Raw genomic sequence first — 17,872 nt, forward strand, 5'->3', positions numbered from 1 at the left:
GTGGTATCTGTGGTGGTAGGACACCGTCAAGGCCATTTGCAATCCGGGGACGCCATTGGCCCGAGAAAGAGGACAAAGCAGCGACTACACCGCCCCCCTGAAGCGTCTGCTTCTGGGGCTCTTGGTGCTGTGCCTTGTTGGCCTTTTTCTTCTGTGGCGCATTGACAGCCCCCGTGTGGAACGCTTTCGCGCGCAGGTAATCGACCGTGTCGTCCCCAGCTTCGACTGGGCGATGGCGCCGGTGACCGGTACGGTCAACATCCTGCGTGATTTCCAAAGCTACCAGCGGATTTACCAGCAAAATCAGGAATTGCGCCGCGAATTGCAGCAGATGAAGGCCTGGAAAGAGGCCGCCCTTCAGCTGGAACAGGAAAACGCGCGCCTGCTCGACCTCAATAACGTACAGCTCGACCCCCGCCTGACCTTCGTCACCGGCGTGGTTCTGGCCGACAGCGGCTCGCCCTTCCGTCAATCGGTACTGATCAACGTGGGCGCCCGCGACGGCATCGTGGATGGCTGGGCGGCGATGGACGGGCTGGGGCTGGTGGGCCGCATTTCGGGCGTGGGCGACAACACCGCGCGGGTGATCCTGCTGACCGACACCTCCAGCCGCATCCCCGTCACGATCCAGCCGTCGGGCCAGCAGGCCCTGCTGATCGGCGACAATACCGCCGCACCGCCCATCGACTTTATCGAAGACGCCGACAAGGTACGCCCGGGCGACCGCGTCCTGACCTCGGGCGATGGCGAGGTCTTTCCGGCGGGGCTGCTTGTCGGGCAGATGGCCGAGGATCCGGGCGGGCGGATGCGTGTCCGGCTGGCCGCCGATTACGAGCGGCTGGAATTCCTGCGCGTGCTGCGCAACTACGGGCACGAGCGCGTGCTGGATCCCGGCAGCCTGATCCAGCCCTCCGTCCCGGTCGTGCAGGGAGCCGACCCCGACCCCGAGCCGCAACTGCCCGCCGAAGCGCAGACCAGCGAGGCCACCGATGGGTGACAATGCCGCCTTGCAGATGTGGACGATGCGCGTGCTCTATCTCGGGCTCGCGCTGTTCGTGATGTTCTTCAGCCTGCTGCCGCTGCAAACCCTGCCCCAAGGCTGGGCCGGGCCGGACCTGATCGTCGCGCTGACCTTTGCGTGGATCCTGCGCCGCCCGGAATACGTGCCGCCCCTTCTGGTGGCGGGCGTGATGCTGTTGGGCGACCTGATGTTCCATCGTCCGCCCGGCCTCTGGGCGGCACTGGTGCTTGTTGCGGCGGAGGCTCTGCGCGCGCGCCACATCGGCCTGCGCGACCTGACCTTTGCCGTGGAATGGGTCTCTGTCGCCACGACGCTGGTGGTCATAACCCTGGCGTACCGTACCATCCTTGCCGTTTTGATTGTCGATCAAGCACCACTTGGCCTCAGTTTCATCCAGCTTTTGATGACGATGATGTGTTATCCTCTGGTCGTGCTGGTCTCGCAATCTGTGTTGGGGGTGCGTAAACTGGCCCCTGGTGACATCGACGCACTCGGAGGCCGTACATGAAGCGCCCCACCCGCGACAATACCGAAAGCCAGCGCCGGATCACCCGGCGCGGTCTGGTGCTGGGCGGTGGCATGGCGGGGTTCGTCGGCCTGTTGGGTCTGCGGATGCGCTACCTTCAGGTCGATCAAGCCGACCAGTTCCGCCTGCTTGCGGACGAGAACCGCATCAACATTCACCTGATCCCGCCGGCCCGGGGCCGCATCTTCGACCGCGAAGGGCGCGTGATCGCCGAGAACATCCCGTCCTACCGGATCAACATCATCCGCGAACAGGCCGGCGACCTTGAAGACCTGATCGCGCGCCTGTCCAAGCTCGTGCGGCTGAACCCCGAGGAACTGGAAAAGGCCCGCGAGGATCTGGCCAAGCTGCGCGGTGATACGCCGGTGACGGTGGCCGACCGCGTCAGCTGGGAGGATATCAGCCGGGTCGCCGTCAACGCCCCCGCCCTGCCCGGCGTCACGCCAGAGGTGGGCCTGTCGCGGCACTATCCCATGGGCGCGGATTATTCGCACGTTGTGGGCTATGTCGGCCCCGTCAGCGACCGCGACCTGGAACGTATCGACGCGCCCGACGCGCTGCTTCTGATCCCGCGTTTCCAGATCGGCAAGATCGGGCTGGAACGCCGGCGCGAAGACACGCTGCGCGGCAAGGCCGGCACCAAGCGGGTCGAGGTCAACGCCGCGGGCCGCGTCATGCGCGAACTGGACCGGGTCGAGGGCGAGGCTGGCGCGGACATCCAGCTGACGCTGGACAACGCGCTGCAATCCTATGTGACCGCCCGGCTGGACGGTGAAAGCGCGGCGGCGGTGGTGATGGATTGCGAAACCGGCGACCTTCTGGCCTGCGCTTCGACACCGGGCTACGATCCCAACCTTTTCGTGCGCGGCATTTCCCAGGCGGATTACTCCGCGCTTCTGGACAACAAGTATCGCCCGCTTCCGAACAAGACAGTACAGGGTGTCTATCCTCCCGGCTCGACCTTCAAGATGGTCACGGCGCTTGCGGCACTCGAGGACGGACAGGTCGATCCCAACGAAACCGTCTATTGCCCCGGCTTCCTGAAGGTCTCGAACCGCCGCTTCCACTGCTGGAAACGCGCCGGTCACGGCAATGTCGACCTGCACCGCTCGCTGCGCGAAAGCTGCGACGTCTACTACTACGACCTCGCCCTGCGCGTGGGCATCGACAAGATGGCCGAAATGGCGCGCAAACTCGGGTTGGGCGTGGAACACGATCTGCCGATGACCTCCGTGGCCGAAGGCCTGATCCCGAACAAGCTGTGGAAGGCGACGTCGCGCGGCGAGGATTGGCGCATCGGCGACACCGCGAACGCCGCCATCGGCCAAGGCTACGTGCTCAGCTCGCCCTTGCAACTTGCGGTCATGACGGCGCGGCTGGCCACCGGCCGCTCGGTGTCGCCGCGTCTGGTGCGCTCGGTCGACGGGGTCGAGGAGCCGCCCAAGCCCACTGAGTCCCTCGGTCTGAACGAGAATATCCTGCGCGAGATCCGCAGCGCGATGTATGCCGTGTCCAACAACCGGCGCGGCACAGCCTATGGCAGCCGCATCATCGAAGACGCGTTCCGCATGGCCGGCAAGACCGGCACCAGCCAAGTGCGCAACATCACCGCCGCCGAACGCGCCCGCGGCGTTTTCCGTAACGAGGATCTGCCCTGGGAACGCCGCGACCACGCGCTCTATGTCAACTTCGCGCCGTTTGAGGCGCCCAAGGTCGCCGTCGCGGTGATTGTCGAACATGGCGGCGGCGGTTCCACCGCGGCGGCACCCATTGCCCGCGACATCACGCTGCAAGCGCTCTATGGCGAGGACCCCCCGCTAGACGCATATCCATCCAAGGACCGCGACCGCATCAAGACGCAGCAGGAACAGCTGCGCTCGCGCCTCGACCGCCGCGACAATGATAACAGCGACCGGGCATAAGGCGCGCGGCATGAGTTATCTTGAATATACCGTCAAGCACACGCCTTCGGGCCTGCGCAAGGTGCTCTATCTCAACTGGCCACTGGCCCTCTTGCTGACGGCCGTCGCGGCCATCGGAATCCTGATGCTCTATTCGGTGGCCGGCGGCACGTTCGACCCATGGGCCGAACCGCAGGCGAAACGGTACGCGCTGGGGTTCGCCGTGATGTTCTTCGTGGCGATGGTGCCGATCTGGTTCTGGCGCAACATGTCGGTGCTGGCCTACACGGTGTCCGTCCTTTTGCTGGTCGCGGTCGAACTGGTCGGCGTCGAGGGCAAGGGCGCGCAGCGCTGGATCGATCTTGGCTTCATGCGCCTTCAACCCTCCGAGCTGATGAAGGTCACACTGGTCATGTTCCTGGCGGCCTATTACGACTGGCTTCCGATGAAAAAGACATCGCGGCCGCTTTGGGTTCTGCTGCCCGTGGTCTTGATCCTCATTCCCGTGGCGCTGGTCCTGCGACAGCCCGACCTTGGCACCTCGATCCTGCTGATCACCGGTGGCGGGCTGATCATGTTCCTTGCAGGCGTGCACTGGGCCTATTTCGCGGTGGTCATCGCCGCCATCGGCGGGCTGATCACGGCCGTCTTCGAAAGCCGTGGCACCGATTGGCAATTGCTGGCCGACTACCAGTACCGCCGCATCGACACGTTTCTGGACCCGGCCTCCGATCCCTTGGGCGCGGGCTATCACATCACCCAGTCCAAAATCGCGCTGGGTTCCGGCGGTTGGACAGGGCGCGGCTTCATGCAGGGCACGCAATCGCGGCTGAACTTTCTGCCCGAGAAACACACCGACTTCATCTTCACCACCCTGGCCGAGGAGTTCGGCTTTGTCGGGGCCGTCTCGCTGCTGGTGCTTTACGCGCTCATCGTTGTTTTCTGCGTCAGCTCGGCGCTGGCGAACCGCGACCGCTTCTCGTCGCTCCTGACGCTTGGCGTCGCGGTCACGTTCTTCCTGTTCTTCGCGGTGAACATGTCGATGGTCATGGGCCTTGCGCCCGTCGTCGGCGTACCGTTGCCGCTGGTCAGCTACGGCGGCTCGGCCATGCTCATCCTGATGCTGGGCTTCGGCCTGGTGCAAAGCGCCCACATCCACAGACCCAGGTAGGTTCCATGCCGCTCAATATCCTCTTCGCCGCCCGCCCGGAACGCTGGGCGGAATACGAAACGCCGCTGCGCGCCGCTTTCGACAAGGCGGGCCTGGGCGACTACACCCTCTCGATGGACATCCCGCCCGAGGATGTCGACTATATCGTCTACGCGCCCAACTCGCCCGTGCAGGATTTCACACCCTACACCCGCACCAAGGGTGTGTTGAACCTCTGGGCCGGGGTCGAGCAGATCACCGGCAACGAAACCCTGACCCAGCCGCTGGCCCGCATGGTCGATGACGGGCTGGAACGCGGCATGGTGGAATGGGTCACGGGTCACACCCTGCGGTATCATCTTGGCATGGACGCGCATCTTTTCGGACAGGACGGCGTCTGGCGCAAAGGCGCGCCGCCTCTGGCCAAGGACCGGCCAGTCACGATCCTCGGCCTCGGCGCGCTGGGCCGCGCCTGTGCCGAGACGCTGGCGCATCTGGGCTTTCCGGTCACCGGCTGGTCACGCAGTCAAAAGGACGTGCCCGGCGTCACCTGCCTGTCAGGCGACGACGGCCTGAGGCGCGCACTTGCATCCGCACAAATCCTTGTGCTGCTGGTCCCCTACACGCCGCAGACCGAAAACCTCATCGACGCGGACGCGCTGGACACGATGCCCGCCGGCGCCTTTATCATCAATCCCGGCCGTGGCCCGCTCATCGACGACGACGCGCTTCTGGCGCGGCTGGACGACGGGCACATCGCCCATGCCACGCTCGACGTTTTCCGCACCGAGCCGCTGCCTGCGGATCACCCCTACTGGGCACACCCAAAGGTCACGGTCACGCCCCATATCGCCTCGGACACCCGCGCCGATACGGCGGCGGAAGTGATCGCCGAAAACATCCGTCGCGGCGAGGCCGGCGAGCCGCTCCTTCACCTCGTCGATCGCGACCTGGGCTACTGAGCCGCGTCGGGCCGCGCCTGCCTGCGGCTGGCCCGGCTCGCGCCGTTGCCTTCGGACAACGGCGGTTCTCCCAACTGCCGGCGGATCCATTCCTGGAACAGAAAGACCTCGTATTCCTCCTGCATCAGAACGCCCCGCTCGAAGCCCTGCGCGCGCAGCCCTGCCTGGTTCAAGGCACAGGCGGCTCCGTCCTGCTCCATCACCAGCGTTCCGAAATCCGTGATCCGTGCCATGTCGAACCCCGGCTGCTCCAGCGTGTCTGGATGAAACAGCCATTCGGCCTCTATCGCCATCCTCTCGGCGGCCAGCGGGCGGATGCGCACCGTGCGCACGTAATCCGCGTGGTGCGCAATGAAGACCGATGGCATCACCGTGACATACCTTTGTCCTGCGTCGACATCGTCGTCGGTCAGCCCCGGCAGACGTCCCTGCGCCACCCCGTCCATCGACCACGTATCGGCGCCGCTTTTCAGGCTCCCCGACCGGTGCGGGGCCATATCATCGGCATGGGCTTCCCAGTCAGGGTCGTCCCGCCGCGCCATAATCGCCCGGCCATAGATCGGCACCAGATCACACAGTTCGGGGTGGATGTTGGGGCAGTGCAGGCACTCGTTGTAATTCTCCCAGAAGATCTTCCAGTTGCAGTCAAGCACCTTGGTAAACCGGTGCCCCACGCGCATCTCGGCCAGCGGCCAGTTCGCGACAAAGGCCGTCTCGTCCCCGTGCAACCGCTCGAACGGCTCGGCCTGGGCGTCGAGATTGGCAAAGACGAAGCCGCCCCATTCCGACACGGCGATTGGCAGCAGCGGAAAGTCGTCCCGGTCGAACCCATCAACCGGGCGCATGGCCCCCGTGGCCCGCAACCGGCCCGACAGGTCATAGGCCCACTGGTGATAGGGGCAGGTGATCAGGTTCTTTTTGAGCACGCCTTCAGGCTCTTGGCACAAAACAGAGCCACGGTGCCGACAGGTATTGAAGAAGCCGCGCAAAGCGCCGTCTCCGTCGCGCAACAGCAGGATCGGCTGTCCCGCCACGTCGAAGCGGCGAAAGCTGCGCGGCCCGTCCAGTTCTTCGGCCCGGCACAGGTACACCCAGGTCTTTCCCCAGATTTCGCGCATCTCGCGCGCGAAATGCTCTGCGTCCAGGTACCATGAAGCGGGCAATGACGGCATCGCGCGCGTCAGCCCGTTGAACCGCGTCTCAAGTACCGGATGATCGTCCATCAGCGCCACTCCCGAGCCATCGCGCAGGCCGAGCGTAGCACAGGAGTTTTATCCGGGCGAGTGCCGCGCTACCGCAGCTTGGGCGGCTTCGCCGGATCCAGTCCGGGCGCGGACGGGCCGGTTTCTTCCGGCTTGGGCAGATCGAACCGCAGGCCCACCAGTGCCATCCGGGCCGCCGCCGGGTCGGATCCGCGGAAGAACCCGACATCCAGCAACCCGGCCTCCAGCCCCGACAGCGCCAGCACCTCGGCCACGGCCCGCGCGATGGCCGGCTCGGCACCCGGCACAGCATCCACGACGCCCAGCAGGTGCCCCTTGGCGCCGCTGTCATAGGTCACACCCACCAGATAGGCCAGCTCCGCCATTCCGCCCGCCGCCGCCAGCCGCGCGTCCAGCGACGTCACCAGATCTTCGGGCAGGCCCTTGGGCGGATGAAAGGACTCGGGCTGCGCCTCCACCTCCTGCGGTCCCTCGGCCAGCGTCTCGGTCAGCCAGACCATCGCCGCGTTCGGTAACAGCGCCGCCTGCGGCCCGGCCTCCAGGTTGAGCCCCAGCCCCAACCCGGCCTCTGCCAGCATCTCGGCCACCGCGCGGCCCGACAGCGCCACGTAATGCGCCTCCGCTCCGGCAAAGCCCGCCAGCCGCTCTTCGGTGTCGAAGGCCAGCACAAAGGTCTGACCCTCAACCTCGAAGGCCTGCGGGACCACATCGTCGTCTTCGGCCTCCGCCTCCAGCAACAGGAACAGTTCCGCCGCCGCCAGCGTCTGGTAATAGCGCAGGCGCTCGGCCTCGCCGCCCGCCTCCATCGCCGCATGGGCCCGGTCAAGATGTGTCGTCTCAGTCATCCAATGCGCGTCTCACCTCGTGCCGCAGCGCGGGCAGCACCTCTGCCTCGAACCACGGGTGTTTCTTCAGCCACCCGGTATTGCGCCACGACGGGTGCGGCAAGGGAAAAACCCCCGGCGCATGGTCGCGCCAGTTGCGCACGGTTTCGGTCACCGGCCCCTTCGCGCCCAAGTGGTAGCGATGCGAATAGCCGCCCACGATCACCCGCAGCCGCACTTCGCCCAGCGCGGCCATCACCCTGTCATGCCATGTCTGCCCGCAGATTTTCGGCGGCGGCAGATCGGCCCCCTTGGCGTCGTATCCCGGAAAACAGAACGCCATCGGGATCACCGCCACCCGGCGCATGTCATAGAATTCCTCCGCCGTCATTCCCAGCCAGTCGCGCAGCCGGTCACCCGACGGGTCGTCGAACGGCTTGCCCGACTGGTGTACCCGCATCCCCGGCGCTTGACCTGCGATCAGGATGCGCGCCCCGGGCCGGAACCACACCACCGGGCGCGGGGCGTGGGCCGTCTCGGTCGCGGCAAACCGCTCGGCGCAGATGCGGCAGGCCTCGATCTCGCGGACAAGCCTGTCAGGCAAGCGCCACACCCGCCGCGGACATGTCCTTCAGCGCGATCTCAAGGGATCCGTCCAGATCGATCCCGCGACACAGGTCGCGCAGCACCGTCACCGGATAGCCCAGTCGCGCCGCATCCACCGCCGAGTAACTCACGCAGAAATCCGTGGCCAACCCGACCATCACCAACTCGGTCATGCCACGCGACCGCAGATATCCGTGCAGACCGGTGGGCGTTTCGTGGTCGTTCTCGTAGAAGGCGGAGTAACTGTCGATCGCCGGATTGTACCCCTTGCGCACTATCATGTCGGCCCGATCGGTTTCCAGGTCGGGATGAAAATCGGCACCTTGTGTCCCCTGAACGCAATGGTCCGGCCACAGGACCTGCGAGCCATAGGGCATGTCGATCACCTCGAACGGCGCCTTTCCTTCGTGGCTGGAGGCGAATGAGGAATGCCCCGCCGGATGCCAGTCCTGCGTCAGGATCACGGCACCCGCATCTCGCATCATCGTGTTGATCCCTGCCACGACCCTGTCACCGCCTTCAACGGCCAGCGCCCCCCCGGGGCAGAAATCGTTCTGCACATCAATGACGATCAGCGCCTTGGGCATGAGTCTCTCCTGTTGCGAATACGGGCCGGACCCTGAAGCAGCGATGCGCAATGGTCAACGCCAGCCTGATTTCTGTGCGATATTGCAGAGAATGCCTGCAAACCTTTCTGTTTCCTTCATCCACAAACCGATTATGTCTGACGTCAAAGGAGACATGACCATGACCAAGACATTGAATTTCGCCGCCATCAGCGGCTCGCTGCGCAAGGGCAGCCACAGCACCTCCGTCGCCGACACTTTGCAAGAGCTTGTGCCCGAGGGCGTGACCGTCACCCGGCACGACATCGACGACATTCCGCTGTACAACGAGGACATCAAGGACGGCGACACGTCCCCCCAAGCTGTGCGCGACCTGGCCGGGAAACTGGCCGCGGCAGATGCCATCATCGTGGTGTCGCCTGAATACAACCGTGGCACTTCGGGCGTTCTGAAAAACACCATCGACTGGATGTCCAAAGAGCCGAACGCGCCCTTCTCGGGCAAGCCCACGCTGATCATCACCCAGTCGCCGGGGGCCACGGCGGGCCTGACCGCGCATTACGACCTGCGTCAGGTTCTGTCGGTCATCAATGCCAGCGTGCAGCCCGGGTTCGAGATCGCCATCGGCGGGTCGGCCGGCAAGATCGAGGACGGCAAGCTGACCGACAGCGACACGCGGGACTTCATCACCAAGCAGCTGAAGCGCCTGACCGAGACCGCCAAGGGCTGACCCCGCGGGCCTTGCCGAACTCCACCGAAGCGCGTAGATCGCGGCGCATGTACACCATCGCCGCGCTCTATCACTTCACCCGGTTCGAAGACCCTGCTGCCATACAGGGTCCTCTCTTGGCATTGTGCGAGGCGCATAAGATATCGGGCTCGCTGTTGCTGGCGCACGAGGGCATAAATGGCACCATCGCCGGACCCCGCGACGGGATTGACGCGGTGATTGTCCATATCCGCGCCTTGTCGGGCTGTGACGACTTGGAATGGAAGCAAAGCACCGCCGCGTCGCAACCCTTCCGTCGCCTGAAGGTGCGCCTGAAGCAAGAGATCGTCGCGATGGGCCAGCCCGACGTCGATCCGGTGGCGCGGGTGGGGCACTATGTCGATCCCGCCGACTGGAACGACCTGATCCAATCGCCGGACGTAGCCGTGATCGACACCCGCAATGACTACGAGGTCGCCATCGGCACGTTCGAGGGAGCCATCGACCCCAAGACCGACAGCTTTCGCGATTTCCCCGCATGGTGGGAACAGAACAAGCACCGGTTCCACAACAAGCGCATCGCGATGTTCTGCACCGGTGGCATCCGCTGCGAGAAATCCACCAACTACCTCTTGGGCCAGGGCGTCCAGGACGTCTACCACCTCAAGGGCGGCATATTGAAATATCTCGAAGAGGTCGCAACGGAAGACAGCATATGGCGTGGCGAATGCTTTGTCTTCGACGGCCGCGTCTCGGTCGGCCACGGGCTCAAGGAAGGACCGCACCTGCTCTGCCACGCCTGCCGCCGTCCGATCCTGCCCAAAGACACCGAACGGCCGGAATACGAACAGGGCGTTGCGTGCCACCTTTGCGCGCATGAGACCACCGAGGCGGACAAGACCCGTTTTCGCGAACGCCAGAAACAGATGGCCCTGGCCGAGGCCCGCGGCACGCGCCACATCAAGATCGTCCACGAGGACGAGGCTTGACCGGCCCGCCACCCTCGGACAGGCTCACCGCAACTTAGTAAAGCGATCCCCATGACGGACACTCCGACCCCCACCGACATCGCGCGTGACGTGCTGACCATCGAACGCGATGCGCTCGACCTGATGCGCGACACGTTGCCCGAGGCGTTCAATGCGGTGGTCGAACGCCTGCTTAAGGTGCCGGGCCGGGTCATCGTCTCGGGCATGGGCAAATCCGGCCACGTGGCCGCCAAGATCGCCGCCACTTTCGCCTCCACCGGCACGCCCGCGCAATACGTCCATCCGGGCGAGGCCAGCCACGGCGATCTGGGCATGATCACGCGGCAGGACGCGGTGATCCTGATCTCGAATTCAGGCGAGACCCGCGAACTGGCCGATATCATCGCCCATTGCGCGCGCTTCTCGATCCCGCTGGTGGCGCTGACCAAGAAACCCGACAGCGCGCTGGCACGTCAGGCCGATCACGTTCTCACGCTGCCCGACGCGCCCGAGGCCTGCGGCATCGGCATGGCCCCCACGACCTCGACCACCTGCACCATGGCGATGGGTGACGCGTTGGCCGTCGCGATGATGAAACTGCGCGGGTTCGAGCGCGAGAATTTCCTCGCCTTCCATCCCGGCGGCACGCTGGGCGCGCAGCTGTTGAAAGTCTCGGCGGTGATGCACACCGGCGAGGCGCTGCCCACGGTCGCGCCGGACACGCCGATGTCCGAAACCCTGATCGAGATGACCGCCAAGGGCTTCGGCGTCGCCGCCCTGATCGAGGCTGGCCGGCTGACCGGCGTGATCACGGATGGCGACCTGCGCCGCAACCTCGACAGCCTGATGTCGCGCAAGGCCGGTGAAGTCGCCACCCGCAATCCACGCACCATCGCGCCCGACGCCCTTTTGACCGAGGCCTTGGGCGTGATGAACGACAACAAGATCAGCGCCCTCTTCGCGGTGGATGACACCGGCGCCCTGCGCGGGCTTGTCCACATCCACGATGCCCTGCGCGCCGGCGTCGCCTGAGAAAATTCGTACGAATTTTCTTAGCCCAGATTATTCGCTGAATAATCTGGCACGCCCTCAGGACCGCGTCACGGCGTCAAGCGCCGCGCGCAGAAGATCCCATTGATCGGACAGCGGATAATGGTGATTGCCGATGAAAAGCCCATTGGTGTCTATCTCGTCGGCATTGCGCAAGGATCCGTGGATCACGTGATCCATATGGCGGGTCACGACCTCGTTCTTGGCAAAATTCCCCGCCACGATGGGCCGGCATTCGACACCCTGCCGGCCCAGCGACGCGATCAGATCGGCGCGTGAAAACCCGGCATCGGGTTTCACCACCATCGAGAACCCGAACCAGCTCGATTGGCCGATTTCCCGCTGAATGCGGATCTGCGGATAGCCCTGCATCAGGCCACGGAAGGCCTCGGCATTCTTGCGCCGTTCTTCCACGATCATCGGCAGCTTCGCGATCTGCTCCTGCCCGATCGCCCCGCTCATCTCCAGCGGGCGCAGGTTATAGCCCGGCAGCACGAACTTGAAACTTTCCTCGAACGGATCGTCGCTCTTCTCGCCGGTCACATGGTTGAATTTCGGCAAATGCCGGGTCCAGCCGTGGCTGCGCACCGACAACATGATGTGGTACAACTCCTCATCATCCGTCACCACAAGCCCGCCTTCCATCGTGGCGATGTGATGCGAAAAGAAGGACGAATAGCTTCCCGCGATGCCGAAGGTGCCCGCCTGACGCCCCCGGAACGTGGCGCCCAGGCTTTCGCAATTGTCCTCTATCACCACGATGTCGCGCCCGCCCACGATGGCCTCGATCCGGTCGAAATCGTTAGGGTTGCCCAGCAGGTTCACCACCATGATCGCCTTGGTTTCGGGCCCGATGGCATCCTCAAGTGCCTCAAGGTCGTAATTCAGCGTGTCGGCGTCGATATCCACGAACTTGAGCCGCAGACCGTACTGGTGCAGCGGATAGTACGTGGTTGACCAACTCACCGCCGGCACGATCACCTCCGCCCCCGCGGGCAGGTCGATCTTCGAGTGATACCGCAGCGCCGCCACCATCAAGAGGTTCGCCGACGAGCCCGAGTTCACCATCACCGCATGGGCCGATCCCATCGCCGCCGCGAACTGGTCCTCGAAAGCCTTTACCTCTGGCCCCATCGAGAACATACCGGATTTCACCACCCGGTCGATGGCCGCGTATTCTTTTTTGTCCCAGCTGGTCGTCGCCAGCGGAAAGCCCTTGGCCTCGCTCATGCCGCCCCCCGTTTCAACAGGTCCTGAAAATGCGCGTAGGTCTGCGCGATCCCGTCGGCTAACGAGGTCTTGGCCTCCCAGCCGAATTCTTTCTGCGTGCTGACGTCCAGCAGCTTCTGCTTCATGCCGGTGGGGCGCGACAGGTCATGCACGAACGCACCCTCCCATCCGATCACGCGCGCGGCCCCGGCGTAATACTCGTTGATCGAATAGTCATAGCCCAACCCGATATTCATGTCGTCTGGCAGCGCATCGAACCGCTCGACGGCGGCCCAGACCCCATCGGCCAGGTCCCCGGAAAACATGAACTCCCGCCGCGCGGTTCCGTCGCCCCAGATTTCCACCGTCTCGGCATTGCTTTCCTTCGCCTCGTGCACCTTGCGGATGATCGCCGGTACCAAGTGAGAAACCTGAGGGTCGAACTTGTCGTGCAGCCCGTACAAGTTGCACGGAATCAAGGTCTTGTACGCCAGATCCTCGCGTTCCCGGCTGACAAATGCACAGAGCCTCGCCACCGCCACCTTGGCCAGCCCGTAGCCTTCGTTGGTCGGCTCCAGCTCGCCTTTGCCAAGGCTGTCCTCGTGCAGCGGGTTGGGCGCGTCATGCGGGTACATGCAGCTCGACCCGAGGTTCAGCAGACGCGGCACGCCGGCATCGCGGGCGGCCATGACGATGTTGAAGCCCATGTCCATGTTCTCGGTCAGGAACGCCGCCGGTTTGGCTATGTTGGCTTGAATTCCACCAACGCGGCCCGCCGCATGGATGATGATGTCGGGCGCCGTTTCGGCCACGAACGCCATCACCGCTGCCCGGTCCGTCAGGTCCAGCTCGGCACTGGTCGGCGCGACAATTCGGTGCAACGCCGCGCCCGGATGGTCCTGGATGGCGCGGCCCACCATGCCGCGCCCGCCGGTCAGCAGTACCTTCATCCCTGCTCCTGCGCCCGCTTTTGTGCCGCCGCTTCCTCGAAGTCCGAAAGCGCCATCTCCTCGACCAGCGTCTCGAACGGCGTCTCGGGCGTCCAGCCCAGCTGTTGGCGGGCCTTGCTGGCGTCGCCCAGAAGGGTCTCCACCTCGGCCGGCCGGAAATACATCGGATCGACCCGCACGATCACGCGGCCGGTCTCGTCACGGCCCACCTCGTCGACGCCCTCGCCCTCGAAGGTCACGCTCATGCCCAGCACGTCGGCTGCACGCTTCACGAACTCACGCACCGAATATTGCTGGCCGGTGGCGATGACGTAATCCTCGGGTTTGTCCTGCTGCAACATCAGGTGCATCATCTTGACGTAATCGCGCGCATGGCCCCAGTCGCGCAGCGCATCCATGTTGCCCAGCCGCAGCTCGTCCTGCGTGCCCAGCTTGATCCGCGCCAGCGCCCGGGTGATCTTGCGCGTCACGAAGGTCTCGCCGCGAATGGGGCTCTCGTGATTGAAGAGAATTCCGTTGCAGGCATAGATGTCATAGGCCTCGCGGTAATTCACTGTGATCCAGTAGGCATAGAGCTTCGCCACCGCGTAGGGGCTGCGCGGGTAGAACGGCGTCGTCTCGCGCTGCGGGGTCTCCTGCACCAGACCGTAAAGCTCGGAGGTTGACGCCTGGTAGAACCGCGTCTTGTCGCCCAGGCCCAGGAACCGGATCGCCTCCAGCAGGCGCAGCGCGCCCATCGCGTCCGAATTGGCGGTGTATTCGGGCTCTTCAAAACTCACCGCCACGTGGCTTTGCGCGGCAAGGTTGTAAACCTCGTCCGGGCGTACGGCCTGAAGGATACGCGTCAGCGAGGAACTGTCGGTCATGTCGCCGTGATGCAGCTGGAACTGGCCTGATTTGCCCGGCTCGCCCTCGAACAAATGGTCGATGCGCGCCGTGTTGAACAGCGACGTGCGACGCTTGATGCCGTGCACCTCGTAACCTTCGGCCAAAAGATGCTCCGACAGGTACGCTCCGTCCTGCCCCGTCACGCCGGTAATCAGTGCTGTTTTCATGGGCTGTGCCCCCGCAATCCTGTCTTTGCCACGTCCGTAATGCCTCGCGCTTGAAATGAACAGGCCCTATGCCGTCGGGCGCGCCCGGAATTTGCGCAAATTCCGGAATAGAAAATACGCATTTTCTATTCCATTTTCCGCCCGGAAAATGCCCCCGCTCAGATGCAGCGCCCGCCATCCACCTCCATACAGACGCCGGTGATCATGCTCGCCTCGTCACTGCACAGGAACGCCGCGGCATTGCCCATGTCCTCGGGCGTCGAAAACCGCCCCAGCGGGATCGTGCTCAGGAACTTGGCGCGCATCTCGGGCGTGTCCTCGCCCATGAAGGACTTCAAAAGCGGCGTCTCACCCGCCACAGGGTTCAGCGCGTTCACCCTTATGCCTTCGGGCGCCAGTTCCACCGCCAGTGCCCTGGTCGCAGTGATCATCCAGCCTTTCGAGGCGTTGTACCAGTTAAGCCTGGGCCTTGGGCTGACCCCGGCAGTGGAGGCGACGTTCAGGAACACGCCCGAGCCCCGCGCTTTCATCCCCGGCACGAAATTCTGCGCCGCAAGGTAGACCGACTTGCAATTGACCGCGAAGACCCGGTCGAAATCCTCTTCGGTGACCTCCTCCGCCGGTGCCGGCAGATGGGTGACCCCGGCATTGTTCACCACTATGTCGGGCAGGCCGAAGGTCATTTCCGTGGCCAGCGTCAGCGCCTTCATGCTGGCCGGGTCCGCCACGTCCACCGGACAGGCCGCAGCACCCAGTTCCTCTGCCAGGGCCATCGCGCCGGGACCGTTCAGGTCGGCGATCATCACCTGCGCGCCCTCGGTGATGAACTTGCGCACGATCCCCGCCCCAAAGCCGCTGGCCCCGCCGGTCACCAACGCCGTTTTTCCATGCAATCGCATCCGAAACCTCCCTTGCCTACTTGGGGCGCATGGCACCCTGCCTTCGCCAGCGGCGCAACCCCTATCTGCCGGCTCAAACAGGGCGCGGCACGCTCCATCCCACGTCCTGGATCCCGGCCAGCCGGGCAAAGCGGTCCAATTCGCGCTCCAGCTTGGCCAGCCGCCCAGCTGTCCACTTGACCCGCGGCTCGGGCCAGAAGCCGGTCACCTGCATCCAACCCGCCGCCCGGTCGGCCTTCAGCTCCAACCGCCCGACGAACCGGTCGCCCTCCAGCAGGGGGTAGACGTAGTATCCCCAGATCCTCTGGTCCTTCGGCACGAACATCTCGTTGCGATACGCAAACCCGAACAACCGTTCCATCCGCACCCGGTCGCGGATCGCAGGGTCGAACGGGTTGAGCAACCGCAGATGAGACGACACGGCCTCCGCCGCCGCCAGCCGCGCCTCGATATCCGCCACACCCCACGCCTGGCGCCACGTGCCGTCCACACCTTCGACTTCAAGCGGCACCAACCGGCGACGCTCGGACCAGGCCTTTGCCTCGGGCGCGGTCATCGCGTCCCAGAACCGCTGCACCTCGCCCACGGTCGCCATGCCCAGCCGGTCGAGCGCCGCGTCGCACAACCAGTCGGCCGCAATCTCCTCGCCCGGGCACTGGCGCAGGTCTTCGGGGAACACCCGCTCGCCCAGATCGTAGAACTTTATGAAGTTCTCGCGGTGACAGGTCGCCAGTTCACCGGCGTACCACATCTGGTCCAGCGCCTTCTTGTGCGGCGGGCGCGCCCACATCTCGCGGCTTTCCGCCTTGGTGTCGAACGCGTGGGTCGAAAGTGGACCCTCCTGCGCGATCCGCGCGCGGATACGGCGGATCTCATCCTGCCCCAGCCCCGACCGGTACCAGTCGGCCCGGGACACCTTTTCGCCCAGCCGCCGGAACTGCCGCTGCCAGTACGGCAGCACCTCCATCGGTATCAGTGACGCGTCATGCGTGAAATGCTCGAACAGCTGCCGGTTCTTCAGTAGCGGCCATAACTGCCGCTCGCGATAGTTCCGGTTGCGGCTCCACAGGATGTGGTGATGGGCGCGGGTGACGTTGCGGATCGTGTCGATCTGCACGAACCCCAGACGTCCGATCATGTCCATCACGTCCACCGGCCCGCCCGGCGCATCGGCCAGCCCGTTGCCATGCAGCCAAAGCCGCCTTGCCGCCCGGTTGCCGATCCTGAGCGCCTCGGTCACGACCGGCTCATATACACCAGCGTGTCACGCAGGGCACGGCCCTCGAATTGCAGAACGGTGTTCATGAACAGCCGCCCGATGGCGCAGGCCTCGGTGTTGCTGGCCTGGTCAAGGTTCATCATCGCCACCATCAGGTCCCCGGCCCGGTCGGTGGCCTGAATGCTGCGGGTCATGCTGGCCTGGATGCGCTCCTCGACCCGTTGCGTGGCCGTATCGCCCAACCTGACCGGCGCACGCCGCGCTCCGATCCGGGCGGCCTTGGCCTGGATGCGGTAATACTTTTGCAACGCCTCGGTGTTCAGCCGCGCCGCCACGCGAGAGGTCAGTTCGGCAAACCGTGCGGGGCGCATCCGGTTGCTCACCGCCATGCCGCATTGCCGAATCGTCAGCGTTTCCATGATCTTGCGCTCGACGGTGTAATAGAATTTCAGATCCCGCGTCGGCAGATGACCCAGCCCGCGTTCGATCAACGGCCACATCAGCCCGTCCGACACCCGAACGGCGGTCGGATCCTCGAAGGCCGCGATAATCTGGTCCGCGACATAGCCGGCGATCACCGGATCACGATAGAAGAGTTCCGCCTGCGACACCGCCAGCTCCAGGTTCTCGCCACTGAACCCCAGCAGACGCAAATCCTCGCGGATGGGCGCGATATCGGGCAGCTGTCCCAACAGCCGGATGACCTCTTGCCGCTCGGAACCCGTGTTCTTTTCCTGGGCTGCGGCAAGTCCGGTGCAAGCCAGGATCAGCCATGCGAGAACGGCAAGAAAGCGCAAGAGATGTCTCCTATCCGGGGCGGCAAGGCGTGATCGGGGCATGGCACCGTCACCTGCGGCCAACCTAAGGATTCTCCGGCGGTTTGAAAGCCCCTTCCGGACCCAATGCCCCGAATTGCCGCGGCAGTGCCGCCCGTTGGCCGGCACCTATCGCGCAATTCGCGGGGATATCAAGGCCTTGCTCCCTTGTGCTTCGATGCTGGATTCGCTGTCACTTAACTGTTAGGTCATTTCGCA

18 protein-coding genes are annotated in these 17,872 nt (G+C 64.6%); 8 read left to right on the forward strand and 10 right to left on the reverse strand.

Going from position 1 to position 17,872, the window contains the following annotated elements:
* The first annotated feature begins 55 nt into the window (after positions 1 to 55).
* Genes mreC through XM53_RS07920 form a run of 5 tightly spaced genes read left to right on the forward strand, consistent with a single transcriptional unit; the run spans position 56 to position 5,560 of the window.
* Positions 56 to 997, forward strand: a complete 942-nt coding sequence (gene mreC / locus XM53_RS07900; RefSeq protein ID WP_057792037.1) for a rod shape-determining protein MreC — start codon at positions 56 to 58, stop codon at positions 995 to 997.
* A complete protein-coding gene (locus XM53_RS07905; protein WP_057792039.1) occupies positions 990 to 1,529 on the forward strand; it encodes a hypothetical protein in 540 nt (179 codons plus the stop codon). Before mreC ends, XM53_RS07905 begins: the two co-directional genes overlap by 8 nt.
* Entirely contained in the window at positions 1,526 to 3,469 is a 1,944-nt protein-coding gene (mrdA, locus tag XM53_RS07910; protein WP_057792042.1) for a penicillin-binding protein 2, read from the forward strand. The genes XM53_RS07905 and mrdA overlap by 4 nt, the downstream gene beginning before the upstream one ends.
* Before the next feature lie 10 nt (positions 3,470 to 3,479).
* Positions 3,480 to 4,619 carry a rod shape-determining protein RodA gene (gene rodA / locus XM53_RS07915; protein ID WP_057792043.1) on the forward strand — a complete coding sequence of 380 codons (1,140 nt, stop codon included), beginning with the start codon at positions 3,480 to 3,482 and terminating at the stop codon, positions 4,617 to 4,619.
* 5 nt (positions 4,620 to 4,624) lie between these two features.
* The gene (locus XM53_RS07920) at positions 4,625 to 5,560 is read left to right on the forward strand and encodes a 2-hydroxyacid dehydrogenase (RefSeq protein WP_057792044.1); all 936 of its coding nucleotides are present in this window, start codon (positions 4,625 to 4,627) and stop codon (positions 5,558 to 5,560) included.
* Here XM53_RS07920 and XM53_RS07925 read toward each other — a convergent pair.
* From XM53_RS07925 to pncA, 4 genes are all read right to left on the reverse strand, one after another.
* The gene (locus XM53_RS07925) at positions 5,554 to 6,783 is read right to left on the reverse strand and encodes an aromatic ring-hydroxylating oxygenase subunit alpha (protein ID WP_082630849.1); all 1,230 of its coding nucleotides are present in this window, start codon (positions 6,781 to 6,783) and stop codon (positions 5,554 to 5,556) included. The two genes, XM53_RS07920 and XM53_RS07925, sit on opposite strands and share 7 nt — an antisense overlap.
* 68 nt (positions 6,784 to 6,851) lie before the next feature.
* Positions 6,852 to 7,628: an SseB family protein gene (locus XM53_RS07930; RefSeq protein WP_057792046.1), complete on the reverse strand. Its 777-nt coding sequence runs from the start codon at positions 7,626 to 7,628 to the stop codon at positions 6,852 to 6,854.
* Positions 7,621 to 8,211, reverse strand: a complete 591-nt coding sequence (locus XM53_RS07935; RefSeq protein WP_057792408.1) for a uracil-DNA glycosylase family protein — start codon at positions 8,209 to 8,211, stop codon at positions 7,621 to 7,623. The genes XM53_RS07930 and XM53_RS07935 overlap by 8 nt, the downstream gene beginning before the upstream one ends.
* Positions 8,204 to 8,800, reverse strand: coding sequence for a bifunctional nicotinamidase/pyrazinamidase (gene pncA / locus XM53_RS07940; RefSeq protein ID WP_057792048.1), 597 nt, complete (start codon positions 8,798 to 8,800; stop codon positions 8,204 to 8,206). Before pncA ends, XM53_RS07935 begins: the two co-directional genes overlap by 8 nt.
* 160 nt (positions 8,801 to 8,960) lie before the next feature.
* Between pncA and XM53_RS22415 the strand changes: the two genes are divergently transcribed.
* Genes XM53_RS22415 through XM53_RS07955 form a run of 3 tightly spaced genes read left to right on the forward strand, consistent with a single transcriptional unit; the run spans position 8,961 to position 11,488 of the window.
* Positions 8,961 to 9,509 carry an NADPH-dependent FMN reductase gene (locus XM53_RS22415; protein WP_160321375.1) on the forward strand — a complete coding sequence of 183 codons (549 nt, stop codon included), beginning with the start codon at positions 8,961 to 8,963 and terminating at the stop codon, positions 9,507 to 9,509.
* A 47-nt stretch (positions 9,510 to 9,556) separates the two neighbouring features.
* On the forward strand, positions 9,557 to 10,477 hold the full coding sequence (gene trhO, locus XM53_RS07950) for an oxygen-dependent tRNA uridine(34) hydroxylase TrhO (RefSeq protein WP_057792052.1): 921 nt from the start codon (positions 9,557 to 9,559) through the stop codon (positions 10,475 to 10,477).
* A 51-nt stretch (positions 10,478 to 10,528) separates the two neighbouring features.
* The gene (locus XM53_RS07955; protein ID WP_057792054.1) at positions 10,529 to 11,488 is read left to right on the forward strand and encodes a KpsF/GutQ family sugar-phosphate isomerase; all 960 of its coding nucleotides are present in this window, start codon (positions 10,529 to 10,531) and stop codon (positions 11,486 to 11,488) included.
* Between the two features lie 57 nt (positions 11,489 to 11,545).
* On the opposite strand, the gene XM53_RS07960 is transcribed toward XM53_RS07955, so the two are convergent.
* From XM53_RS07960 to XM53_RS07985, 6 genes are all read right to left on the reverse strand, one after another.
* Complete coding sequence (locus XM53_RS07960; protein ID WP_057792055.1) at positions 11,546 to 12,736, reverse strand: DegT/DnrJ/EryC1/StrS family aminotransferase; 1,191 nt, start codon at positions 12,734 to 12,736, stop codon at positions 11,546 to 11,548.
* Positions 12,733 to 13,665 carry a GDP-L-fucose synthase family protein gene (locus XM53_RS07965; protein WP_057792057.1) on the reverse strand — a complete coding sequence of 311 codons (933 nt, stop codon included), beginning with the start codon at positions 13,663 to 13,665 and terminating at the stop codon, positions 12,733 to 12,735. The genes XM53_RS07960 and XM53_RS07965 overlap by 4 nt, the downstream gene beginning before the upstream one ends.
* On the reverse strand, positions 13,662 to 14,720 hold the full coding sequence (gene gmd, locus XM53_RS07970; RefSeq protein WP_057792059.1) for a GDP-mannose 4,6-dehydratase: 1,059 nt from the start codon (positions 14,718 to 14,720) through the stop codon (positions 13,662 to 13,664). Before gmd ends, XM53_RS07965 begins: the two co-directional genes overlap by 4 nt.
* A 158-nt stretch (positions 14,721 to 14,878) precedes the next feature.
* The gene (locus XM53_RS07975) at positions 14,879 to 15,619 is read right to left on the reverse strand and encodes a glucose 1-dehydrogenase (RefSeq protein ID WP_057792061.1); all 741 of its coding nucleotides are present in this window, start codon (positions 15,617 to 15,619) and stop codon (positions 14,879 to 14,881) included.
* Between the two features lie 73 nt (positions 15,620 to 15,692).
* Positions 15,693 to 16,859, reverse strand: a complete 1,167-nt coding sequence (locus XM53_RS07980) for a winged helix-turn-helix domain-containing protein (protein ID WP_057792063.1) — start codon at positions 16,857 to 16,859, stop codon at positions 15,693 to 15,695.
* Positions 16,856 to 17,635: a hypothetical protein gene (locus XM53_RS07985; RefSeq protein ID WP_057792065.1), complete on the reverse strand. Its 780-nt coding sequence runs from the start codon at positions 17,633 to 17,635 to the stop codon at positions 16,856 to 16,858. The genes XM53_RS07980 and XM53_RS07985 overlap by 4 nt, the downstream gene beginning before the upstream one ends.
* Positions 17,636 to 17,872 lie beyond the last annotated feature (237 nt).

This window comes from Roseovarius atlanticus (assembly GCF_001441615.1).
In the GTDB taxonomy this organism is placed as follows: Bacteria; Pseudomonadota; Alphaproteobacteria; order Rhodobacterales; family Rhodobacteraceae; genus Roseovarius; species Roseovarius atlanticus.

What these genes read in the sequence shown, in the direction of transcription:
- pncA (WP_057792048.1), bottom strand. Translation starts at nt 8,800, where the DNA reads ATGCCCAAGGCGCTGATCGTCATTGATGTGCAGAACGATTTCTGCCCC.
- XM53_RS07975 (WP_057792061.1), bottom strand. Translation starts at nt 15,619, where the DNA reads ATGCGATTGCATGGAAAAACGGCGTTGGTGACCGGCGGGGCCAGCGGC.
- XM53_RS07955 (WP_057792054.1), top strand. Translation starts at nt 10,529, where the DNA reads ATGACGGACACTCCGACCCCCACCGACATCGCGCGTGACGTGCTGACC.
- rodA (WP_057792043.1), top strand. Translation starts at nt 3,480, where the DNA reads ATGAGTTATCTTGAATATACCGTCAAGCACACGCCTTCGGGCCTGCGC.
- XM53_RS07965 (WP_057792057.1), bottom strand. Translation starts at nt 13,665, where the DNA reads ATGAAGGTACTGCTGACCGGCGGGCGCGGCATGGTGGGCCGCGCCATC.
- XM53_RS07960 (WP_057792055.1), bottom strand. Translation starts at nt 12,736, where the DNA reads ATGAGCGAGGCCAAGGGCTTTCCGCTGGCGACGACCAGCTGGGACAAA.
- XM53_RS07925 (WP_082630849.1), bottom strand. Translation starts at nt 6,783, where the DNA reads ATGGACGATCATCCGGTACTTGAGACGCGGTTCAACGGGCTGACGCGC.
- mrdA (WP_057792042.1), top strand. Translation starts at nt 1,526, where the DNA reads ATGAAGCGCCCCACCCGCGACAATACCGAAAGCCAGCGCCGGATCACC.
- gmd (WP_057792059.1), bottom strand. Translation starts at nt 14,720, where the DNA reads ATGAAAACAGCACTGATTACCGGCGTGACGGGGCAGGACGGAGCGTAC.
- XM53_RS07905 (WP_057792039.1), top strand. Translation starts at nt 990, where the DNA reads ATGGGTGACAATGCCGCCTTGCAGATGTGGACGATGCGCGTGCTCTAT.
- trhO (WP_057792052.1), top strand. Translation starts at nt 9,557, where the DNA reads ATGTACACCATCGCCGCGCTCTATCACTTCACCCGGTTCGAAGACCCT.
- XM53_RS22415 (WP_160321375.1), top strand. Translation starts at nt 8,961, where the DNA reads ATGACCAAGACATTGAATTTCGCCGCCATCAGCGGCTCGCTGCGCAAG.
- XM53_RS07930 (WP_057792046.1), bottom strand. Translation starts at nt 7,628, where the DNA reads ATGACTGAGACGACACATCTTGACCGGGCCCATGCGGCGATGGAGGCG.
- XM53_RS07920 (WP_057792044.1), top strand. Translation starts at nt 4,625, where the DNA reads ATGCCGCTCAATATCCTCTTCGCCGCCCGCCCGGAACGCTGGGCGGAA.